The organism is Streptomyces noursei ATCC 11455 (assembly GCF_001704275.1).
Classification (GTDB): domain Bacteria; phylum Actinomycetota; class Actinomycetes; order Streptomycetales; family Streptomycetaceae; genus Streptomyces; species Streptomyces noursei.
On sequence record NZ_CP011533.1, the window covers coordinates 250,786 to 269,337 of the forward strand.

The 18,552-nt window shown below is 64.3% G+C and carries 13 protein-coding genes and 7 pseudogenes; 9 read left to right on the plus strand and 11 right to left on the minus strand.

Features of this window, described 5'->3' with window-relative positions:
• The first annotated feature begins 63 nt into the window (after positions 1 to 63).
• The 4 genes from SNOUR_RS49550 (at position 64) to SNOUR_RS01115 (ending at position 2,877) form a co-directional block, all read left to right on the plus strand.
• The gene (locus SNOUR_RS49550; RefSeq protein WP_159425747.1) at positions 64 to 222 is read left to right on the plus strand and encodes an IS3 family transposase; all 159 of its coding nucleotides are present in this window, start codon (positions 64 to 66) and stop codon (positions 220 to 222) included.
• Positions 223 to 411: 189 nt separating this feature from the next.
• Complete coding sequence (locus SNOUR_RS01105) at positions 412 to 1,566, plus strand: ISAs1 family transposase (protein ID WP_067343086.1); 1,155 nt, start codon at positions 412 to 414, stop codon at positions 1,564 to 1,566.
• A 103-nt stretch (positions 1,567 to 1,669) separates the two neighbouring features.
• Entirely contained in the window at positions 1,670 to 1,840 is a 171-nt protein-coding gene (locus tag SNOUR_RS45885) for a hypothetical protein (RefSeq protein WP_159425748.1), read from the plus strand.
• 263 nt (positions 1,841 to 2,103) lie between these two features.
• Positions 2,104 to 2,877, plus strand: a complete 774-nt coding sequence (locus tag SNOUR_RS01115; RefSeq protein WP_067343092.1) for an ExeA family protein — start codon at positions 2,104 to 2,106, stop codon at positions 2,875 to 2,877.
• 134 nt (positions 2,878 to 3,011) lie between these two features.
• Here SNOUR_RS01115 and SNOUR_RS01120 read toward each other — a convergent pair.
• A pseudogene (locus SNOUR_RS01120) lies at positions 3,012 to 3,733 on the minus strand (IS630 family transposase); the annotation flags it as partial.
• Positions 3,734 to 3,792: 59 nt separating this feature from the next.
• Between SNOUR_RS01120 and SNOUR_RS42150 the strand changes: the two are divergent.
• Positions 3,793 to 4,610 (plus strand): IS5 family transposase gene (locus SNOUR_RS42150; protein WP_162494993.1). Its coding sequence is split into 2 segments (ribosomal slippage): positions 3,793 to 4,144 and positions 4,144 to 4,610, totalling 819 coding nucleotides; the frame shifts between segments, so codons are not numbered across the junction.
• An 8-nt stretch (positions 4,611 to 4,618) separates the two neighbouring features.
• On the opposite strand, the pseudogene SNOUR_RS01135 reads toward SNOUR_RS42150, so the two are convergent.
• Both SNOUR_RS01135 and SNOUR_RS01140 read right to left on the minus strand, forming a co-directional pair.
• Positions 4,619 to 4,972, minus strand: a pseudogene (locus SNOUR_RS01135) (helix-turn-helix domain-containing protein); the annotation flags it as partial.
• Positions 4,973 to 4,995: 23 nt separating this feature from the next.
• Positions 4,996 to 5,742 (minus strand): annotated as a pseudogene (locus tag SNOUR_RS01140) (transposase family protein).
• 92 nt (positions 5,743 to 5,834) lie between these two features.
• On the opposite strand from SNOUR_RS01140, the gene SNOUR_RS01150 reads away from it, so the two are divergent.
• A protein-coding gene (locus SNOUR_RS01150; protein WP_376738488.1) for an IS3 family transposase occupies positions 5,835 to 7,036 on the plus strand; the annotation gives its coding sequence in 2 pieces (ribosomal slippage) (positions 5,835 to 6,120 and positions 6,120 to 7,036; 1,203 coding nt in all).
• Between the two features lie 337 nt (positions 7,037 to 7,373).
• On the opposite strand, the pseudogene SNOUR_RS01155 reads toward SNOUR_RS01150, so the two are convergent.
• The 4 genes and pseudogenes from SNOUR_RS01155 to SNOUR_RS47740 all read right to left on the minus strand — a co-directional run.
• Positions 7,374 to 8,674: pseudogene (locus SNOUR_RS01155) on the minus strand (IS256 family transposase); the annotation flags it as partial.
• The gene (locus SNOUR_RS01160; RefSeq protein ID WP_067343103.1) at positions 8,652 to 8,885 is read right to left on the minus strand and encodes a helix-turn-helix domain-containing protein; all 234 of its coding nucleotides are present in this window, start codon (positions 8,883 to 8,885) and stop codon (positions 8,652 to 8,654) included. The pseudogene SNOUR_RS01155 and the gene SNOUR_RS01160, both read right to left, overlap by 23 nt.
• Positions 8,886 to 8,896: 11 nt before the next feature.
• Complete coding sequence (locus tag SNOUR_RS01165) at positions 8,897 to 9,208, minus strand: helix-turn-helix domain-containing protein (RefSeq protein WP_067343104.1); 312 nt, start codon at positions 9,206 to 9,208, stop codon at positions 8,897 to 8,899.
• Between the two features lie 81 nt (positions 9,209 to 9,289).
• A pseudogene (locus SNOUR_RS47740) lies at positions 9,290 to 9,970 on the minus strand (transposase).
• 282 nt (positions 9,971 to 10,252) lie between these two features.
• Between SNOUR_RS47740 and SNOUR_RS45890 the strand changes: the two are divergent.
• The 3 genes and pseudogenes from SNOUR_RS45890 to SNOUR_RS42160 all read left to right on the plus strand — a co-directional run.
• Positions 10,253 to 11,350, plus strand: a complete 1,098-nt coding sequence (locus SNOUR_RS45890; RefSeq protein WP_159425750.1) for a hypothetical protein — start codon at positions 10,253 to 10,255, stop codon at positions 11,348 to 11,350.
• A 425-nt stretch (positions 11,351 to 11,775) separates the two neighbouring features.
• Complete coding sequence (locus tag SNOUR_RS01175) at positions 11,776 to 12,495, plus strand: transposase family protein (protein ID WP_159425751.1); 720 nt, start codon at positions 11,776 to 11,778, stop codon at positions 12,493 to 12,495.
• 9 nt (positions 12,496 to 12,504) lie between these two features.
• Positions 12,505 to 12,750 (plus strand): annotated as a pseudogene (locus SNOUR_RS42160) (transposase); the annotation flags it as partial.
• Positions 12,751 to 12,796: 46 nt separating this feature from the next.
• Here SNOUR_RS42160 and SNOUR_RS01180 read toward each other — a convergent pair.
• The 4 genes and pseudogenes from SNOUR_RS01180 to SNOUR_RS42165 all read right to left on the minus strand — a co-directional run bounded on the left by SNOUR_RS01180 (position 12,797) and on the right by SNOUR_RS42165 (position 18,258).
• Positions 12,797 to 13,965 (minus strand): IS3 family transposase gene (locus SNOUR_RS01180; protein ID WP_099055629.1). Its coding sequence is split into 2 segments (ribosomal slippage): positions 12,797 to 13,713 and positions 13,713 to 13,965, totalling 1,170 coding nucleotides; the frame shifts between segments, so codons are not numbered across the junction.
• A 151-nt stretch (positions 13,966 to 14,116) separates the two neighbouring features.
• Positions 14,117 to 14,921: pseudogene (locus tag SNOUR_RS01190) on the minus strand (transposase family protein).
• Positions 14,922 to 15,092: 171 nt separating this feature from the next.
• Positions 15,093 to 15,839, minus strand: a complete 747-nt coding sequence (locus tag SNOUR_RS01195; RefSeq protein ID WP_067342830.1) for a transposase family protein — start codon at positions 15,837 to 15,839, stop codon at positions 15,093 to 15,095.
• 139 nt (positions 15,840 to 15,978) lie between these two features.
• Positions 15,979 to 18,258, minus strand: coding sequence for a galactose oxidase family protein (locus SNOUR_RS42165; protein WP_312631568.1), 2,280 nt, complete (start codon positions 18,256 to 18,258; stop codon positions 15,979 to 15,981).
• Positions 18,259 to 18,552: the final 294 nt, after the last annotated feature.

Consider the following 18,552-nt stretch of genomic DNA (forward strand, 5'->3'; position numbering starts at 1 on the left):
GTCGTTCCGTCCACCCCGCCCGAACCACACCCCCACCAACCACATCAGGTTGGAAAAGGCTCCGTGCACCGAACTACGTTCCCAACACTCGCACATGCCCACCGAGCGATCGTTCGCTACATCGAGATGTTCTACAATCGAAAACGCCTCCACTCCGGACTCGGCTACAAGACCCCCGCAGAAGTCCACGCCGAGTACGAGGAGTTGCAGGCAGTGACATAAGGAAAACCTTCAATACCGCTATCCGAGAAGCGCAGGGCCCAAGGCGCGTGCGTTCTCATGCGGCGAGATGAGTGACTCGCCCGTGGACATGCCCTGATGGCCCGCTTGCCCGAGTCTGGACGTGACGAACGCGACCTCTGATGATCAAGGTTCTCGAAGCCGTTGATCAAGAACAGGGGTCGCGTTCGCGTGCCATCCTCCCTGATCGATGTCCTGCAGCGCCACCGCGGGGACGTTGACCTGCCCAAACTCACCTCGCTCTCCGAGGTCTTGGACCGCCTGCCCGATCCACGGCGGGTGCGAGGCCGCCGCTACCGGCTGGGTTCCTTGCTCGCCCTGTGCCTGCTCGCGGTCCTCAGCGGCGCCACCACACTGGCCGGCATCGCCCGCTTCGCCGCCGATGCCCCTGCGGAGGTGCGGCAGAGGATCGGGCTACGCGGTCTGCCCCGCGCGACCACCCTGGGGCGACTGCTGTCCCGGCTGGACGGCGATGTCCTTGATGACGCCGTGGGCGCATGGCTCACGCTGCACGCGAGGGACCCGGCAGACGACGACTCCTCGCTGGTGGGCGTGGCCATCGATGGCAAGGCCGTACGCGGCAGTCGCCACGGCGAACAGGCGGCCATCCATCTGCTGGCCGCCGTCCTGCACGAGAGCCAGACGGTGGTCTCCCAGCGGCAGATCACCGCGAAGAGCAACGAGATCCCCGCCTTCGTTCCCCTGCTGGTCCCGCTCGACCTGCGCAGATACGTCATCACCGCCGACGCGCTGCACACCCAGACCGCACACGCCGAACACCTCATCGCCCGCGGCGGGCACTACATCCTGGTCGTCAAGGGCAACCAGAAGAACCTCCGCCGACAGCTGCGGCGCCTGCCCTGGCGCGAAGTCCCGCTCCAGCACCGCACGCGAGAACAGGGCCACGGCCGACGCGAGATCCGCCGTCTCAAGGTCTGCACCGTCCAGCCCGGGCTGCTCTTCCCGCACGCCGTGCAGGCCATCGAGATCAAGCGCCGCCGAACCAGCCGCAAGACCGGCAAAACGACCATCAAGACGATCTACGCGGTCACCAGCCTCGCTCCCGAACAGGCCACAGCGGCCCGGATCGCGGAACTCGTTCGTGGACACTGGCAAGTTGAGGCCCTGCACCACATCAGAGACGTGACCTTCGCCGAGGACGCCTCCCGCGTCCACACCGGCACCGCACCCCGCGCGATGGCAACCCTCCGCAACCTCGCCATCGGCCTCATCCGCCAGGCCGGCTGGACCAACATCGCAGCCGCCACCGACCACTACCGGTCACGCACCGACCACGCACTCCAACTACTCAATCTTGAGAACTGAGAACGCATCAGCCCTGGCGCAGGGCCCCTCAGTAGACCATTCACGTGACATCGCGGGTCAGGCGAGCTCACAAAGGTATGGGCTGTCCGGCATCGTGTACGTGTTGGGCAAGGGCGTCTCCTGGGCCAATGTCCCGACGGAGCGGATCGGCTACATCGGGGGCACTTGCCGGCGCAGGCTGCGGGAGTGGGCCAAGGCCGGGCGAACCGCCGAACTCGGACAGAAGATCAACTACACCGCCCTGATGCCTGACCAGCCGGCCCAGGACTCGTGAGGGGCTCCAACCCGGTCCAGGACCGCATCGACCACCTCGAAGCCGCCGAGGACCGGGCACGTGAGCTGCTGGAACGGGCCCTCCACCTGGCCGACGCCAGCTGGACCGCGATGCCCACACCGCGATCACCCCGACCCTCCGCCTGGCCGTCTGCTTCCACCGACGGGCAGACGCCGCCGCAGCCGACCTCGCGTCCTTCATCAACTACCTGGAAAGAGACGTGTGTTGATAGACAAGATCCAGGGCTACTACGGTTTTCGGTCATGCCCTTCGGCAAGGACCTGGCCCCGGGGATGCTGCACCGGCACTCCTCCCATGCCCAGGCCGCGGCCCGCATCACCTGGTGTATCGGCGAACGCTGCCTCGAAGTGATCACCGGCGAGGTCGGCGCCGGGAAGACCATCGCCGTCCGAGCGGCCCGCGACGCCCTCGACCACCCCAGACACACCATCATCTACCTCCCCAACCCCGCCATCGGCGTCACCGGCATCCACCAGGCCATCGTCACCCGCCTCGGCGGGGTCCCCAAACCCCACCGCTCGACGCTAATCCCTCAGGCCGCGGACGCGCTGGCCACCGAACACGCCGAGCGCGGGCGGGTTCCCGTCCTGGTCATCGACGAGGCCCACCTACTTGATCACAAGCCACTGGAAGCCGTGAGGATGCTCACGAACCACGACATGGACTCCACCAGCCCGCCGGCCTGCCTCCTGGTCGGACAGCCCACCCTCCGCCGCAACATCAAACTCGGCATGCTCGCCGCCCTTGGCCAGCGCATCGCGATCCGCTACAACATGCCGCCCATGACCAGCGAGGAAACCAACAGCTACCTCGCCCACCACCTCGCCCTCGCCGGACGCTCCGACACCCTCTACTCCGACGACGCAATCACCCTGATCCACGACAGCTCCCGCAGCTACCCACGCGCGGTCAACAACCTCGCCGTCCAGGCACTGCTGTCCGCCTACGCCGACAGCAAATCCATCGTCGACGAAGCATCCGCCCGCGCCGCTATCGCCGAAGTCACCGAGGAATGACCGCCGTTGCCAACGGCACCCTGAGCACCCCAGTGACACCGTGAACATCAAATGCCCTGCCGGAACCCACCGACAGGGCATTCTCATCGCCCCAGATGCTCATCCCGAGTGATACTGACTTCGGCGCTTCGGGGTCAGTCAGATCTGTCGAGGGCAAGGCGGGTCTCGGTGAGGAAGCCGCTGAGGACGCCGTGCCGGTACTGCAGCGCCTTGAGCCGTCTGCGGAGGAGCGTCTCCAGCTCTCGGAGAGTGCAGGCGGCGAGGTTGGCCAGGCTCCGCTTGATGTGCGACCACAGGCCCTCCACCGGATTCAGCTCGGGCGCGTACCCGGGAAGCAGCACCACCGTCAGCCACGCGCGCTCCGCGACGAGCGCCTTCATGGTCGTGGAGACGTGGGTGTTGAGCCGGTCCCACACCACGATCAAGGGGGCCTTGAGCAGCTGGTGGGCTCCGTCCAGCAGACGGATGTAGTCGGTTTCGCTCAGCGAGCGGCGCTCGCCCCGGCGTCCCGTGTGCCGGCGTAGCCGATAGCACAGGCGGGCCGGAATTCCAGGCCGGTAGCACAGCAGTCCGGCCACCGAGAGGCGGCCGCGGCTGCGACCGGACACCTTGACCGTCGGGGTGACACCGCGCCGTCCCCACGTGCGACCCCTTGGCGGCCGACCGGTCACGCCCGCTTCGTCTTCGAAGCAGATCCATGCACTGGTCGCCGCCCTGGTGGTTTTATCTCCTGCCAGGTCACCTCCCGCCATGCGGTGATCGCGTCCTCGTCTCGCTCGGCAGCAGGCCGGGCAGGTATCTGCACGCTGTAGCCCATGCGGTGCAGCAGCCTGGTGACGCCGGAGACGCTGTAAGAGGTCCTAACAGAAGTGGTTGATCATGTGACTGTTGGTCTATCCGGTCGTTGGTCTGGTCGTGGGGAAACGTCAGTCGCGGCCGTGGATCGTGTCGGATGAACTGTGGGCCCTGATCGAGCCGTTGCTGCCCAAGCCGGGGCCGAAGCTGGTCGAGGGGCGGCCGAGGGTGCCGGACCGGCAGGCGTTGTGCGGGATCCTTTTCGTGCTGCACACCGGCATCCAGTGGGAGTACCTGCCACAGGAGCTGGGCTTCGGTTCGGGTATGACCTGCTGGCGGCGGCTGGCCGCGTGGAACGAGGCCGGGGTGTGGGATCAGCTGCATGTGCTGCTGTTGAAGAAGCTGCGGTCGGCGAAGAAGCTGGACTGGTCGCGGGCGGTGATCGACTCCTCCCATGTGCGGGCGGCCCGCAGGGGCCCAAAAGCGGTCCCAGCCCGGTCGATCGCGCACGGCCGGGCAGTAAGCACCACGTCGTCACCGATGCCCAGGGCATCCCGCTCGCGGTGTCGCTGACTGGCGGCAACCGCAACGACGTCACCCAGCTCCTGCCCCTGCTCGACAAGATCCCCGCCGTCGCCGGGGTTGTCGGCCGGCCCCGGCACCGGCCCGACGCGCTGTTCGCCGACCGCGGCTACGACCACGACAAGTACCGGCGCCTGCTGTGGCAGCGCGGAATCCGTCCCGTGATCGCGAGACGAGGCGAGCCACACGGCTCCGGCCTGGGCATCTTCCGGTATGTCGTCGAACGAACGATCGCCTGGCTGCACGGCTTCCGTCGCCTGCGCATCCGGTGGGAGCGACGGGACGACATCCATGAAGCCTTCCTCGGGCTCGCCACATGTCTCATCACCTACAGACATGTCCGACGCCTTTGTTAGGACCTCTAAGAGATACGGAACTTCCGCCCGATCAGCGTGCGCACCCGCGCGGCAGTCCACACCTGGTCCTCGTCCCATCCATGCGCCGCAGGGTCCTCCTCGAGCCAGGCCGCAAGCTTCGCGCGCAGGTGCGGGCCGAGCCGACAGCCATACCCGCAGGAGTCCTTGGAGCGCAGTGCATCGCAGCCACCCGCCTTCCAGGCGCGCCGCCACTGGTAGACCGACTTTTCGCTCACCCGTAACTCGCCAGCAATCCAAGAGACTTTCACGTCCTGCTCGAAAAGCTCGACGGCGCGCATCCGCACCTCTTCCCGGCGCTTGCGTTGCTCGGCGGTCAGCCCGCCCCCATCTGGATACCGCATATAGAGGCGGAACTGAGCGTTTTTCATCGACTGTTTCTGCAGGTCAGGAGCGTGTGGATGGCTGTGGTGATGCGTGTGATGCGGTTGGTTGAGCAGCGTGCTCGGCGAAGGATGTGCCACGACTTCAGTTGGGCGAAGGCGCGTTCGCCGGGTGCTCATAGTCGTGCGTGGTCGCGGTTGAACTGTTGGTAGTGCTCGGGTTGTTGTTGGTGGTTCTTGTAGGGGGTGCGGACGGTTGAGCCGGCGCCTTGGTAGGCGCGGTCGGCTAGGACGAGGATGTGCCGGGTCAGGCAGGCCTGGACGATGCCGTGGGCCCGGGCTGCGGTCAGGCCATGGGTACGTCCCGGCAGGGCGCGGGAGAACCACAAGGGTGTGCTGTCCGGGGCGGCGATGACCTGCACGTTCATCCCATGCCGCTTGTGCTTTTGGCTGTAGTACGGCGCATCCGCGGCGATCCGGTCGGTCGGGATCAGCGTCCCGTCAACGATCACGAAGTCGCCTTCGCCCAGACCGGCCAGGGCCTCGTGAAGGCCCGGGGCCCAGAAAGCGAGGAGGTCCAGGGTCTCGTCTACGTACCGCCAGGCCGTCGTGACGGAGACACCGAAACCCGCTGCGACCTGCGCGAACGTCTCATTCTTCCGCAGGTGTGCGAGGACGAGAAGGGCCTGTTTGAAGCAACCCAGCCTCCGCCACGGCGAGTTGATCTCCTGCCTGCGGGCGTAGATGAGCCAGGAAACGTGCTCAACGACCTCGTGAGGGACATCGAGCATGGCAGGATAAGCAACCAACAGGGCCCGGGCCTTGACCCTTGATCCTGGACACGCGAGACACTGGATCCTGAGGATCTGAGAACGGGCATCTCGTGGTCATGAAGAACTATCCGCCGCAGTTCAAGGTGGACGCGGTCGCGTTGTACCAGTCGCGGCCCGGGGCGACGATCCGGCAGGTCGCTGCCGATCTGGGGATCAATCCCGAGACCTTGCGGAACTGGGTCCAGGCAGCTGGCGCGAGCCGGCCGCGGGGACGCCGAGCGGAGGTGCCGACCGAGCCGCCGACACCGTTGGAGGCGGAGAACGCCGCTCTGCGGAAGAAGGTCCGCGAGCTGGAGGAGGAACGCGAGATCCTGCGCAAGGCGGCGAAGTATTTCGCCGGGGAGACGCGCTGGTGAACCGCTTCCAGTTCGTTGCCGACCACCAGCGCCGCTACGGCGTGAAGCGGCTGTGCACCATCCTCGGCATCGCCCGTTCCAGTTTCTACTACTGGCGTCGGACGGCCGCGGATCGGGCCGCCCGGGCGGCGGCCGACGCTCACCTCGCCGTCCGGATACGGGCCGTGCACCGTGAGTCGGACGGCACCTATGGCGTCCCCAGGATCACCGCCGAGCTCCGCGAGGCGGGTGAGCGCGTCAACCACAAGCGGATCGCGCGGGTGATGCGCAGCATCGGCCTGGCAGGCGTGCGGCTGCGTCGCAGGCATCGCACCACTGTCGCGGACCCGGCCGCGGCGAAGGCCCCGGACCTCATCGGCCGCGACTTCACGGCAAGCGAGCCGAACACGAAGTACGTCGGCGACATTACCTATCTCCCGCTGGACGGTGGGAAGTTCCTGTATTTGGCCACTGTCATCGACCTCGCCTTACGCCGCCTGGTCGGCTGGGCGATCGCGGACCGCATGCGCACCGACCTCGTCACCGACGCCCTGGCCGCCGCCGAACATACCCGCGGCAGCCTCGCCGGAGCGGTCATGCACACCGACCACGGCGCCCAGTACACCAGCCGAGCCTTCGCCGACGCCTGCCGCCAAGCCGGCGTCCGTCAGTCCATGAGCGCCATCGGCTCCAGCGCGGACAACGCGCTCGCCGAGTCCTTCAACGCAACGTTCAAACGCGAAACACTCCAGGGCCGCAGGACCTGGTCCAGTGAACGCGAGGCTCGCCTCGACGCGTTCCGCTGGCTCAACCGCTACAACACCCGACGCCGTCACTCCCGCCTCGGACAACGCAGCCCGATCGCCTACGAGACAGCCTCCGAAACAACATCAACTACGCTGACACCAGCCGCATAACCCGTGTCCAGGATTCAGGGTCAAGGCCCCTTGGCCGCCCCGGTCCAGAACACGAAAAGGTGGCCCGTCGAGCGCACGAACGCCTGAGGCAATCAGTTCTTCAAGATCGCCCGCTGCACCGAACGACGAGCCGAAGTCGCCGACGCCTACCTGTCGATAGCCCACGCCATCATCACCCTGCGTCGCCTCATCCGCCGGGCCTGGACCCTCTACCGCTGGGACACACGCCCCAGAAAACGCCCATGAACACCGCCTATCCGCGCACGCTCTTACAGTCCCGTCTTCCGGTAGACGGCTGATCCAGTTTTTGTAGGGGTCGGTTGGCGGTCGGGGTGAGTCGGCCTTCGAAGGCGATCTGGAAGGCGTTCAGGGGTGCCTTCCAGCGCATGGTCCATCGCTTGCGGCCCTTGCCGGTCGGGTCCAGGCTCATCAGGGCCATGTAGCTGCACTTCATGGCCGCGGTCTCGTTGGGGAGGTGGCCGCGGGCGCGGATGGCCTTGCGGATGCGGGCGTTGACAGAACTCGATCGCGTTCGTCGGGCAGATGACCTTGCGGATCTCGACGTGGAAGGAGAGGAAGGGTACGAACTCGGCCCAGGCGTTCTCCCAGAGCCGGATGACCGACGGGTACTTTTTCCCCAGGCTTCTTGGAACTCGCTGAACCGCTCGGTTGCGGCGGCCTCGTTCGGCGCCGTGTAGTCGGGCTTGAGCGCCTTGGTGATCTTGTGCCAGTCCTGGCGGGCCGCGTGCCGGAAGCTGTTCCTGAGCAGGTGAACGACGCAGGTCTGGACAATGGTGCGAGGTCAGACGGTCTCCACCGCTTCCGGCAGGCCCTTCCGTCCGTCGCAGACCAGCATCAGGGCATCGTCGACGCCCCTGTTCTTCAGGCCCGTGAACACGCTCAGCCAGTACTTCGCGCCTCGCCGCCGTCGCCGGCCCAGATCCCCAGGATGTCCCGGTGGCCCTCGGTGGTCACGGCCATGACGACGTAGACCGGGCGGTTCGCCACCTGGCCGTTCCGGATCTTCACGTTGATCGCGTCCACGAACAGCACCGGGTAAACGCGGTCCAGGGGACGGTTGGACCATTCCGCCATCCCGTCCATCACTTTGTCGGTGATCGTGGAGATGGTCGCCTTGGACACGCTCGCGCCGTAGACCTCGGCCAGATGCGCGGAGATTTCCCCGTGCGTCAGACCCTTCGCCGACAGCGACAACACCCTCTCATCCACCCCGGACAGGCGCCGCTGGCGCTTCTTGACGATCTGCGGCTCGAACGAACCCGCCACGTCCCGGGGGACCTTGACCTCGACCGGGCCGACATCGGTGAGCACCGTCTTCGCCCGGGTCCCGTTGCGGCCGTTGCCGTTGCCGCTGCCGCTGCCACGGCCCTCGGCATCGTGCTTCTCGTATCCGAGGTGATCGGCGATCTCGCCCTCCAGGGCGGGCTCCAGCACCCGCTTCGTCAACTGCTGCAGCAGCCCGCCCTCCCCGGTCAACTGCAGGCCCTCCGACGACCGGGCCCGGTCCACGAGCATCGCAACCCACTGCTCGTCACTCGCCGCCACAGCCTCCGCTGCCGGCTCGCCACCCGGATCTGCTCGATGGTCATGTCGCTCATCTGACGTCTCCTTGATCATCGGATCCGCCAATCATCGAACACTCCCCGATCGCCGGGTTCTCGTCCCTCAGCCAGGCATCCACTGTCGCCTGGTCCTGGCGGTAGGAGCGGCGGTCGGGCCGCTGCGGGGAGAAACCGTACCGCCGCAGCCACTTGCCCACACCGCGCTCCGTCATCACCACCCCGGTGACCATCCGCACCAGCTCGGCGACCAGGAGCCTCGTCCACAAGGGCCCGCCGATCAGCAGCTCCTCACGATCAGCAGCTCCTCGGGCGTGTAGTCGGCCATCGCCTGAAACAGGACCGCACGGTCCTCCGGGCCGATCTTCTCGTGCGGGCCCGGCCGGCTCGTCCGTCTCACCACCAAAGCCTCCCGACCACCCGCCTGGTAGGCACGCCACCAGGAGCCGACCGACCACTCCGCCACCTGGAACACCTCAGCCGCCTGCCGATACCCCTTCACCTGCCCCGACTCCAGCGCGGCCACCACACGCAACCGCACCACTTCCCACCCCGCCCGCACCACCCGCCGCAGATCCCCAGACTCAGCCACACCCCCATCAACGACCACAGGCAACTCAACAGTTCCGCCTCAATACTTTGCCGAGGCCCTGGAGGGTTATTCACGTAGGCCTCACCAGCCTCTTGTGTAGAAGGTGAGGGCGGTGACGGTCTTGACGATGTCGGGGAAGCGGGTGAGGGGGCCGCGGTAGCGGGTGGCGAGAATCTTCCAGTTCTTCAGGTGCGCGATGGCCCGTTCGACTGCGGCTCGGAGCGTGTTGACGGAGCGGTTGGCTCTCTTGTCTCCGGCGGATCGTTCCTGGCCGGGCGGCTTGCGCCTGGGGGTGAACAGTCAGGAGCCGGCGTAGCCCAGGTCGCCTATGCCCTCGCGTTCGGTGAATGCCTCGGGGAAGTGGGACTGGCGCCAGGCGTGCATGTCGTGCCGGCTGCCGGGCACCGGCGCGGAGACCGCGAGCAGGTCGCCGGCGAGAGTGGCGGCGGTCTGCAGGTTGAAGCCGGTGTCGCGGTGCTTGCCGGAGAACATCGTGGTGCCCTCGCTGGACCAGTCCCACGTCGTGACCAAGGTGCCATCCACGAGTACGATCCGGCCGGCAGAGGCCTCGGTGGGATCGGGAACGTGCGTGGCCAGGACCTTCTCCACCATCGGCAGCAGGGCCGTCCACCTCCTGGAGACGGTGGCCTGGGAGATCCCGAACAACTCGGCGGCCACCTCCTGGACTGGGTTCTGCCGCAGCAGGAACAGCACCAACACCACCGACTTGTACAGGCCCAGCGCCCACATCCGCCCCGGCATCACCGGTGGGTCCGGATCCTGCACGAGCTCTTGGTGAACTCGTGCGACCAGCCCGTCAAGTTGCTCGGTGTCCAGTCCTGTCGTAATGTTCCAGCTCAACGGCCCTGCCACGGTGGTTAACTGACGCTCTCTCAAACGTCACGCTACCGAGCAGGGCCGTCCTCGTGATCAAGAACGATGGTTGAAACCCCCGTGAATAGGCCTCCTGGTCCTCACCCTCTACTAAAAGTGCCACCAAACCCCCACTTGGATGGCCAGACCCTGACGCCATACGAGTGAAAAATGCAACTAAAAGAAGTAAAGGCTCTTGTCTACGAAATCCCTTTTGAGGTTACCTGGCGCCAGTTCAGTCCTTCTGGGAAGAGTAGAGAGCGAGGCCCCGTGCGTACCAAGTCTATAAAGACTTCTTGCTTCTCCGGCCGTTTGACTCATGCCGGTGTCCTGGTCGTCTCATTCGCGGTCGCCATGACGCCGGCGAGTCCGATGGCCGTAGCTAGTTCCAGGCATTCCTTCGTGACTCCTCCGAGCAAAGCGAAAAGCAACTTCGCGATCGCTGCAGGGGCTAAGGCGTCACCTGTCCTTGGCGAAGAATTCTTCGACTGGCAAAGCTCGGGTTCATGGAAGGTGGGTGGCGGGAAGCTAATCACTGAGGGCAGCAGGCTGGTCGGCGGGGAGATTCAGCTTGGCGGTAGCGTTGAAATCAACTCCGGTGCCGCAAAGGTAAAATTGTCCAACCCTCATCTCAACATTAGGTCGAGGAATGTCAAGATTGACATTGACGGCAAATCGATGAATCTTGGGAGATTTGACGCAGGGTCCCTTTGCCTCCACAAGAAGAGAGGGGATTCTGATATTAAATTTGTTTTCTGTGCCGGAGGTAACTATATTTCGCTATACTCGAGGGCCGCTAGTGAGCTGAACAGCAGGTTGGGCGTGAGGAGCTACGAAAACGACCCCTTGGAAGCGGGGGATGGACTCTTCGGATTCAGCCCGAGACTGTCATTCAGTGTGCCAGTGGGTGACCCGATTGCTAAAGCCCTCCTGAATACTTCTGGGGCTAAGCTGAAAGAGAAGAGAGTGCATGCCCGAATCCCTCTCGGGGCGAAGCTCGATGCCACCTCCCCGTATCCGTCGCGGGGATGTGTCCCCAGAGATTACTGGACGGCCGAGATAGGTAAGGGGCGTGATGTGGAGATCCGGCTCCGCAGTGAGGGAATGACTACTCGAGCCGAATCGAATGCTGGTCGATGGAGGGAACTCCGATGGCTGGGCAGAGCGAACCGAAGCATGCGAGCTGAGCTCAATGCACTGAAGCGGTCCATTATTCTGCAGGGCAGGCAAGGTTATAAAGAGCATGTAACTGACTCCTCTTCGCGATAGACTAAGAATACCGAAAAGAAGGGCGTGCAGCGTCCAAGGTGTGGCCGATTTTCGAATCAGATAGTACGTGTCATTCGCCTTTCCCCTGCCTATGCAGGGGAAAGGTTTTCACGTTGTCGGGTTAGGTGATAGAGGGTGGTGCCCCCGCATCAGCAATGCTCCGAAAACTGGACGCCCCCTTAGAATGGCAATCCCCCTGGGGGCGTGGAGTCTTCGTCTATGCGGCTTGAGTCGGTGAACGTGAGGTCTATTCACGGGGGTTTTCGGCCTGCTGTTCTTGATCACGAGGGCGGCCCTGCTGGGTAGCGTGACGTTTGCGACGACGTCAGTTTTCTACCGGGGCAGGGCCGTTGGGCTGGAACGTTACGACAGGGCTGGATGCCGATCAACTTGATGGGCTGGTCACACGGGTCCACCAAGAGCTCGTGGAGGACCCGGATCCGCCGGTGTCACCGGGGCGGATGTGGGCGCTGGGCCTGTACAAGTCGGTGGTGCTGGTGCTGTTCCTGCTGCGGCAGAACCCGGTCCAGGAGGCGGCCGCAGAACTGTTCGGGATCTCCCAGGCCACTGTCTCCAGACGATGGACGGCCCTGCTGCCGGTGGTGGAGAAGGTCCTGGCCCGCCACGTTCCCGATCCGGCCAAGGCGTCTGCCGGGCGGATCGCCCTGGTCGATGGCACCCTGGTCACGACGTGGGACTGGACAAGCCAGGGCACCACGATGTTCTGCGGCAAACACCGCGACACCGGATTCAACCTGCAGTCGCCGCCACCCCTCGCCGGCGACCTCCTCGCAGTCTGCGCCCCCGTGCCCGGCAGCCGGCACGACATCCACGCCTGGCGCCAGTCCCACTTCCCCGAGGCATTCGCCGAACGCGAGGGCATCGGCGACCTGGGCTACGCCGGCTCCGGACTCCTCACACCCAGACGCAAGCCACCCGGCCAGGAACAATCCGCCGGAGACAAGAGAGCCAACCGCTCCGTCAACACGCTCCGAGCCGCAGTCGAACGGGCCATCGCACACTTGAAGAACTGGAAGATTCTCGCCACCCGCTACCGCCCCCCCCCCCCCACGCTTCACTCTCGTCACCAAGACCGTCACCGCCCTCACTTTCTACAAGAAAGGCTGATGAAACACCGTGAATAGACCTCCGGGGGCAAGAAGTACCCGGCGATCGTCCGGCTCTGGGAGAACGCGTGGGAGGAGTTCACCCCGTTCCTCCGCTTCGACACCGAGATCCGCCGCATCGTCTGCACCACGAACGCGATCGAGTCCGTGAACGCCAGGATCCGTCGGGCGGTCAAGACCCGTGGGCACTTCCCGAACGAGACCGCCGCCTTGAAGTGCGTCTACATGGCCATCATGAGCCTGGACCCCACCGGCAAGGGCCAGGCCCGCTGGACTGAGGGGCCCTGCGCTTCTCGGATAGCGGTATTGAAGGTTTTCCTTATGTCACTGCCTGCAACTCCTCGTACTCGGCGTGGACTTCTGCGGGGGTCTTGTAGCCGAGTCCGGAGTGGAGGCGTTTTCGATTGTAGAACATCTCGATGTAGCGAACGATCGCTCGGTGGGCATGTGCGAGTGTTGGGAACGTAGTTCGGTGCACGAGTTCGTTTTTGAGGGCGCCGAAGAAGGATTCAGCCATCGCATTGTCCCAACAGACACCGGTGCGGCCGACCGAAGCTCGCAGGCCCAACGAGCCGAGCTTACGACGAAGTTCCCGAGACGTGTATTGACTGCCGCGATCGGAATGAAATATGCAGCCTTCGGCGAGGTCGATGTTCCGGGCCGCCATATCGAGTGCATCCGATATGAGAGAGGTCTTCATGTGGTCGGCCATCGCCCAGCCGACCACAGCTTTGGTGTGGCAGTCGATGACGGTTGCGAGATAAAGGAACCCGGCCCAGGTGTGAACGTAGGTGATATCGCTGACCAGTTTGCGCCCGGGAGCGTCAGCGGTGAAGTCACGGGCCAGAAGGTCTGGCGTGGCCGGCGCCGCATCATCGGCGATCGTGGTCGCCCGCCAGGGCCGCGGCTGGCACGGCACCAGACCGAGCTCGCGCATCAGCGCGCGGACCAGTTCCGCTCCGGCCTGCACGTTCATTCGCTGGAGCGCGGCGTGGACACGCCGGTAGCCGTAGGTCTCCTGCGAGTCAGAGAAGACCTGGAGGATGACGGTCTTCAGTTCTGCACGGCGCTTCGCCGTGGCCGACAATGGCCTCGATCTCCAATGGTAAAAGCCCGACGTGGACACTCCCGCCCAGGCGCACATCTGCTGCACGGGAAAGTTGTCAGACTCGCCGTCGATGAACTCGTACTTCTCCGTCACCGGTATTCCTGGGCGAAGAAGGCCGCAGCTTTTCCCAGGAACTCGGTCTTCATACGGAGTTCCCGGTTCTCACGTTCCAATTCGCGAAGGCGGGCACGTTCGCTGATGTTCAACGGGGGCTCCTCACCGGCGTGCTCTTGCCGGTACCGGCTGACCCAGGTGCCCAGCGTTCCCTCGTTCACCTGTATCTCTCGGGCGACCTCAGCGATCAGGCGGGACTCCACAACCACCATCTTGACCGCCTCGTCCCGAAATTCGGGACTGAACTTCCTACGCTTCTGTGCCACGTGCTCTCTCCGTCGCTCTGGACTTCGATCCTATGGGGACCGCTGTCCGAGAACTTCGGGGCTCCTCAGACCATGCGTTGGAAGACTGCTCTGAATGCCTTCGACATCACCTTCGACGGCCGACTCTCCACATCCCGTCAGTGAACCTCTTTCATCCTGAGTAGTCGCAGGTCAGGAGCGTGTGAACGGCCTGGACGATGCGGCTGATGCGGTTGGTTGAGCATCGTGCCTGGCGGAGGGTCCGCCATTGCTTGAGTTGGGCGAAGGCGCGTTCGCCTGGTGCTCGGAGGCGGGCGTGGTCGCGGTTGAACAGTTGGTAGTGGTCGGGTTGTTCGCGGTGGTTTTTGTAGGGGGTGCGGACGGTTGCGCCGGCGCCTTGGTAGGCGCGGTCGGCCAGGACGAGGATCTGCCTGGTGAGGCAGGCCTGGACGATGCCGTGAGCCCGTGCCGCGGTCAGGTCGTGGGTGCGTCCGGGCAACGCGCGGGAGAACCACAGTGGAGTGCCGTCTGGGGACGCGATGACCTGCACGTTCATTCCGTGCCGCTTGTGTTTTTGGCTGTAGTACGGCTCGTCTGCGGCGATGCGGTCGGTGGGGATCAGTGTCCCGTCAACGACGACGAAGTCGCCCTCACCCAGGCCCACCAGGGCCTCGCGCAGGCCGGGTGCCCACGAGGCGAGGATCATCAAGGTCTCGTCCACGTACCGCCAAGCCGTCGCCTCCGATACCCCGAAACCGGCTCCGACCTGCGCGAACGTCTCGTTCTTCCGAAGGTGCGCCAACACCAGTAGGGCCTGCTTGAAGCAACCGAGCCGTCGCCAGGGCGAGTTCAGCTCCTGCCGGCGGGCATGGATCAGCCAGGAAACGTGCTCAACGAGTTCGTGCGGGACGTCGAGCATGGAAGAATACGGAACCAACAGGGCTCCTCGGACGCTGCGTGATGAGTGATGTCACCACAGCAACGACCAGGGGCCCTGTCTTGTCACCAACTCCCCTCTGACCAGGCATTTCACCCTCGCAGAGGCAGGATGAAAGAGGTTCAGTAACCCCAACCACTCTGGTTACACCGCTCGTTTGACAGACCCTCCCGACGATCATGAACGCTGAGAAAACCTCAGTGAACCTCTTTCATCCTGAATAGCTGCAGGTGAGAAGGGTGTGGATGGCCTGTACGGTGCGGCTGATGCGGTTGGTGGAGCATCGGGCCCGGCGGAGGATCCGCCAGGACTTCAGCCGGGCGAAGGCCCGTTCGCCCGGCGCTCGGAGTCGCGTGTGGACGCGGTTGAACTGCTGGTAGTGCTCGGGGAGTTCGCGGTGTCTGTAGTACGGAGTGCGCACGGTGGCGCCGGCCCCCTGGTAGGCCCGGTCGGCCAGGACCAGGACTTCCCTGGTCAGGCAGGCCTGGACGATGCCGTGGGCCCGGGCAGCGGTCAGATCGTGCGCCCGCCCCGGCAGCGCGCGGGAAAACCACAGCGGGGTCCCGTCCGGTGCCGCGACGACCTGGACATTCATGCCGTGCCGCTTGTGTTTCTGGGAGTAGTATGGCTCGTCCGCCTTGATGCGGTCGGTGGGGATGAGCGTGCCGTCAACGATGACGAAGTCGCCCTCACCCAGCCCGACCAGGGCCTCGCGCAGGCCTGGGGCCCAGGCAGCGAGGATCTCGAGGGTTTCGTCGACGTATCGCCAGGCCGTGGACTCCGAGACTCCAAAACCTGCTCCGACCTGGGCGAACGTCTCGTTCTTCCGGAGATGCACCAGCACCAGCAGGGCCTGCTTGAAGCACCCCAGCCTCCGCCAGGGCGACTTCAGCTCGCGCCGACGGGCGTGGATCAGCCACGAGACGTGCTCAACGAGCTCGTACGGGACATCGAGCATGGCAGGATACGGAACCAACAGAGCCCCTTGGCGCCGGTGTCGAGTGAGATCAACACCCCAACGACAAGGGGCTCTGCCATGTCACCCACCACCCCGCTGACCAGGCCACTTCACCCCCACGGAACAGGATGAAAGAGGTTCAGTGTCTAGCTTGGCGTGGTTGGGCTCCTGCGGAGCCGATATTGATCATTGCCGCTTTGCTGGGGACACCGTGCTTGTCAAGAGCGAAGAGCATGTAGGAGCCCGGTAGTGCGACTCCTGGGTCGGAGGGAATTTTGAGTTCGTAGGAGTTGGTGCCCTTTTGACGGTAGCTCAGGGGTATGCGCCGCTGATCATTGTTGCCGGAATGGGTGGCGGCTCCGGCCCGGATCAGAGCGAACGAGATGATGGAACCGTCGGCAGATATTTGCAGTTTTGTCCCGTTTTGGGCTTTTGCTGGGAGTGTGCGGGTGATGCGAGGCCGACGTTTTGCTGTGCCGTCAGGATTGAGGAGATAGGGCGGCGTGAAGATCGCTCCGTTGGGATGGTTGGTTGCACAGTCGCCGCACAGGCCACCGCCACCGGTGAAGATACGGCCGTCGGGGAGCAGATTGGCGACGCTGTGGTAGTTTCGGGGAACAGCCATTGAAGCCATTGGGGTGAACCGGCCTGTTGCGGGGTCCCATACCTCTGGGGTCATCACCGAGCCGGCATCGCTGAAGGGCATGGGAGTGGACTGCCCGCCGAAGACCGCGACTTTCCCGTCTGGCATAACAACACTGTTGCAGAAGGCCCGAGCGTGGGTCATGTCACCAGTTCGCGCACTGCGGGGTTGTCCACCGTGGTTGAGGTCGACGGTGTAGGCACGGCGAGTGGCGGGTGCATGCTCGTACGCAGTAGCACCTCCTACAGTGAGCAGCTTGCCGATGTCGTAGGCGACGGCGTTTCCATTCATTGCGTCGTTGCTGTCTGCGCGGGTTCCAGCCGGAGAAACGAAACCCTTTCCTGTTGTGGATATCCAGTTGATCTGTTTACTGGGTCCTAGCTGGAGGATTTTCCCTTGGGAAGTGGCGTGCAGCCATAGGTGGTTATCGGCCCTATAAGGGCCTTTTGGATCGGCGGTCATCATGCCAGATACCGGTACGCCAGTTAACCTGCGCCAGGTACCGGAAGCAGCAGACCAGACCTCGCCGTTCTTCTGAGTGGTTTGGTTGCCGCTCCATGAGCCACCAAGAACGAAGGCGTCACCACCTGAGAGCAGCGTCATGGCTTGGTAACCGCGCGCGATGTTCATGTTTGAGGTGGACATCCAGCGGTCGGTGGTGGGGTCGTAGATGCTTGCACGTTCGGGAGTCTCCCCGCCAGTGACCAAGACTCGGCCGTCGGCGAGCATCGCGATGCCGGGACAGAACATGTCGTGTTGGGTGTTGTCGACGCGTCGGTGGCTGATCTTTCCGGTGGCCAAGTCCATTACTGCGGTCTGGGTGTATCCATGACCACGTGTGTAACGGTCAGGGGCGTAAGAGGACCAAGCAAGAAGCTTGTTGTTGGGCAGGGTAGCTGTTGCTACCGGAACCAGCGGAAACCCCTTTAAAGGGCCCCAGGCGCCATGCATAGCCGGATTCGCGGGGCCGCTCAGCCTGATGTCGGCGGCCATCGGAAAAGGGGTGCGGTGGTTGGACGCGTTGGTGGCGGTGAGGCGAACGTAGCGGGCGAGCACCGGACGGGTAAACGTGGCGCCCTTAACAGAGCTGCCAGCTTCCCAACTTCCAACAGCTACAGGATGACCGAAGGCAGTGCCATCTGTGCTCGTGGAGACTACGTACTGGCTGACTTGGCCGTTGGCACTGCTGAGATGTGGCTGGTAGGAGATGCCTGATACGACAGTGGTGTGGTGCATGTCGATGGTGATGCTGCGGCGTTGCTGAGCGAGGTGGCCTGGCCACCTGTCACTTTGGGATCTCTCGTTGCGTAGTACGTGTTGGGAAAGGTGGGTATCGGTATCGGTGCTCTGGCCGCTCGTAGTGACAGTCCAGCCAACTCGTGGCAGATCGACGACGGATGCCGGTTCCGTGCCAGGGTCCCCAAGCAGGTTGAGCTCCTCAGCGGATATGCCTGCCCCGGCCGTGGCGGTTACCCGAACGAAGCGGGTGCCTGTCGGAGCGAAGCTCAGTGTCTTAACTGTCGGGTCGTTCGCCAAGGTCCCTGTGGCCACTGCTCGCCCCCAACCCTTGCCATCTTGGCTGAGATGAATGGCGTAATCGCTCATCCGACCACCGGAGCGGAGCGGCCGGTAGGTCAAGCCCGAGACAACGGCCACGTTGTGCATGTCAATGGTGATGCTGTGTGACCGCTGGGTGAATGTGGTTGGCCGCTTGTCGGGCCAGGCAGTGTTGCGCTCGCTCTTCCGGATGAGCCGAGCGCGCTTGACGAGGACCACGGCGCTCTCCCCACTTGCGTAGGCAGTCCACCTTTTTCGCGGCAGGACAGGAGCCGAGGGTTTCATCGCGTCCTCAGGGACACGCTGGTGGTGTGGTGCGGAAGGCAGCGGCATCTCCCCCGCGCTGCCTAGCCAGTGGGGACTTGGCGCGGCACCGTCGCCAATGGCGGCGGTGATCGGCGACGCCCCCACGGTAGTGATCGCCATTAAGGTCAAGAACGTAAAACCTCTGTGCCGAAGCCGGGGCAGCTGTATCGTTTTCGACGCACGTTTCATGTCAACGCTCCGCGAGAA

Excerpts from the sequence above, each read along its gene's own strand:
- SNOUR_RS01115 (WP_067343092.1), top strand. The coding sequence starts at position 2,104 with ATGCCCTTCGGCAAGGACCTGGCCCCGGGGATGCTGCACCGGCACTCC.
- SNOUR_RS01195 (WP_067342830.1), bottom strand. The coding sequence starts at position 15,839 with ATGCTCGATGTCCCGTACGAGCTCGTTGAGCACGTCTCGTGGCTGATC.
- SNOUR_RS45890 (WP_159425750.1), top strand. The coding sequence starts at position 10,253 with ATGCAACTAAAAGAAGTAAAGGCTCTTGTCTACGAAATCCCTTTTGAG.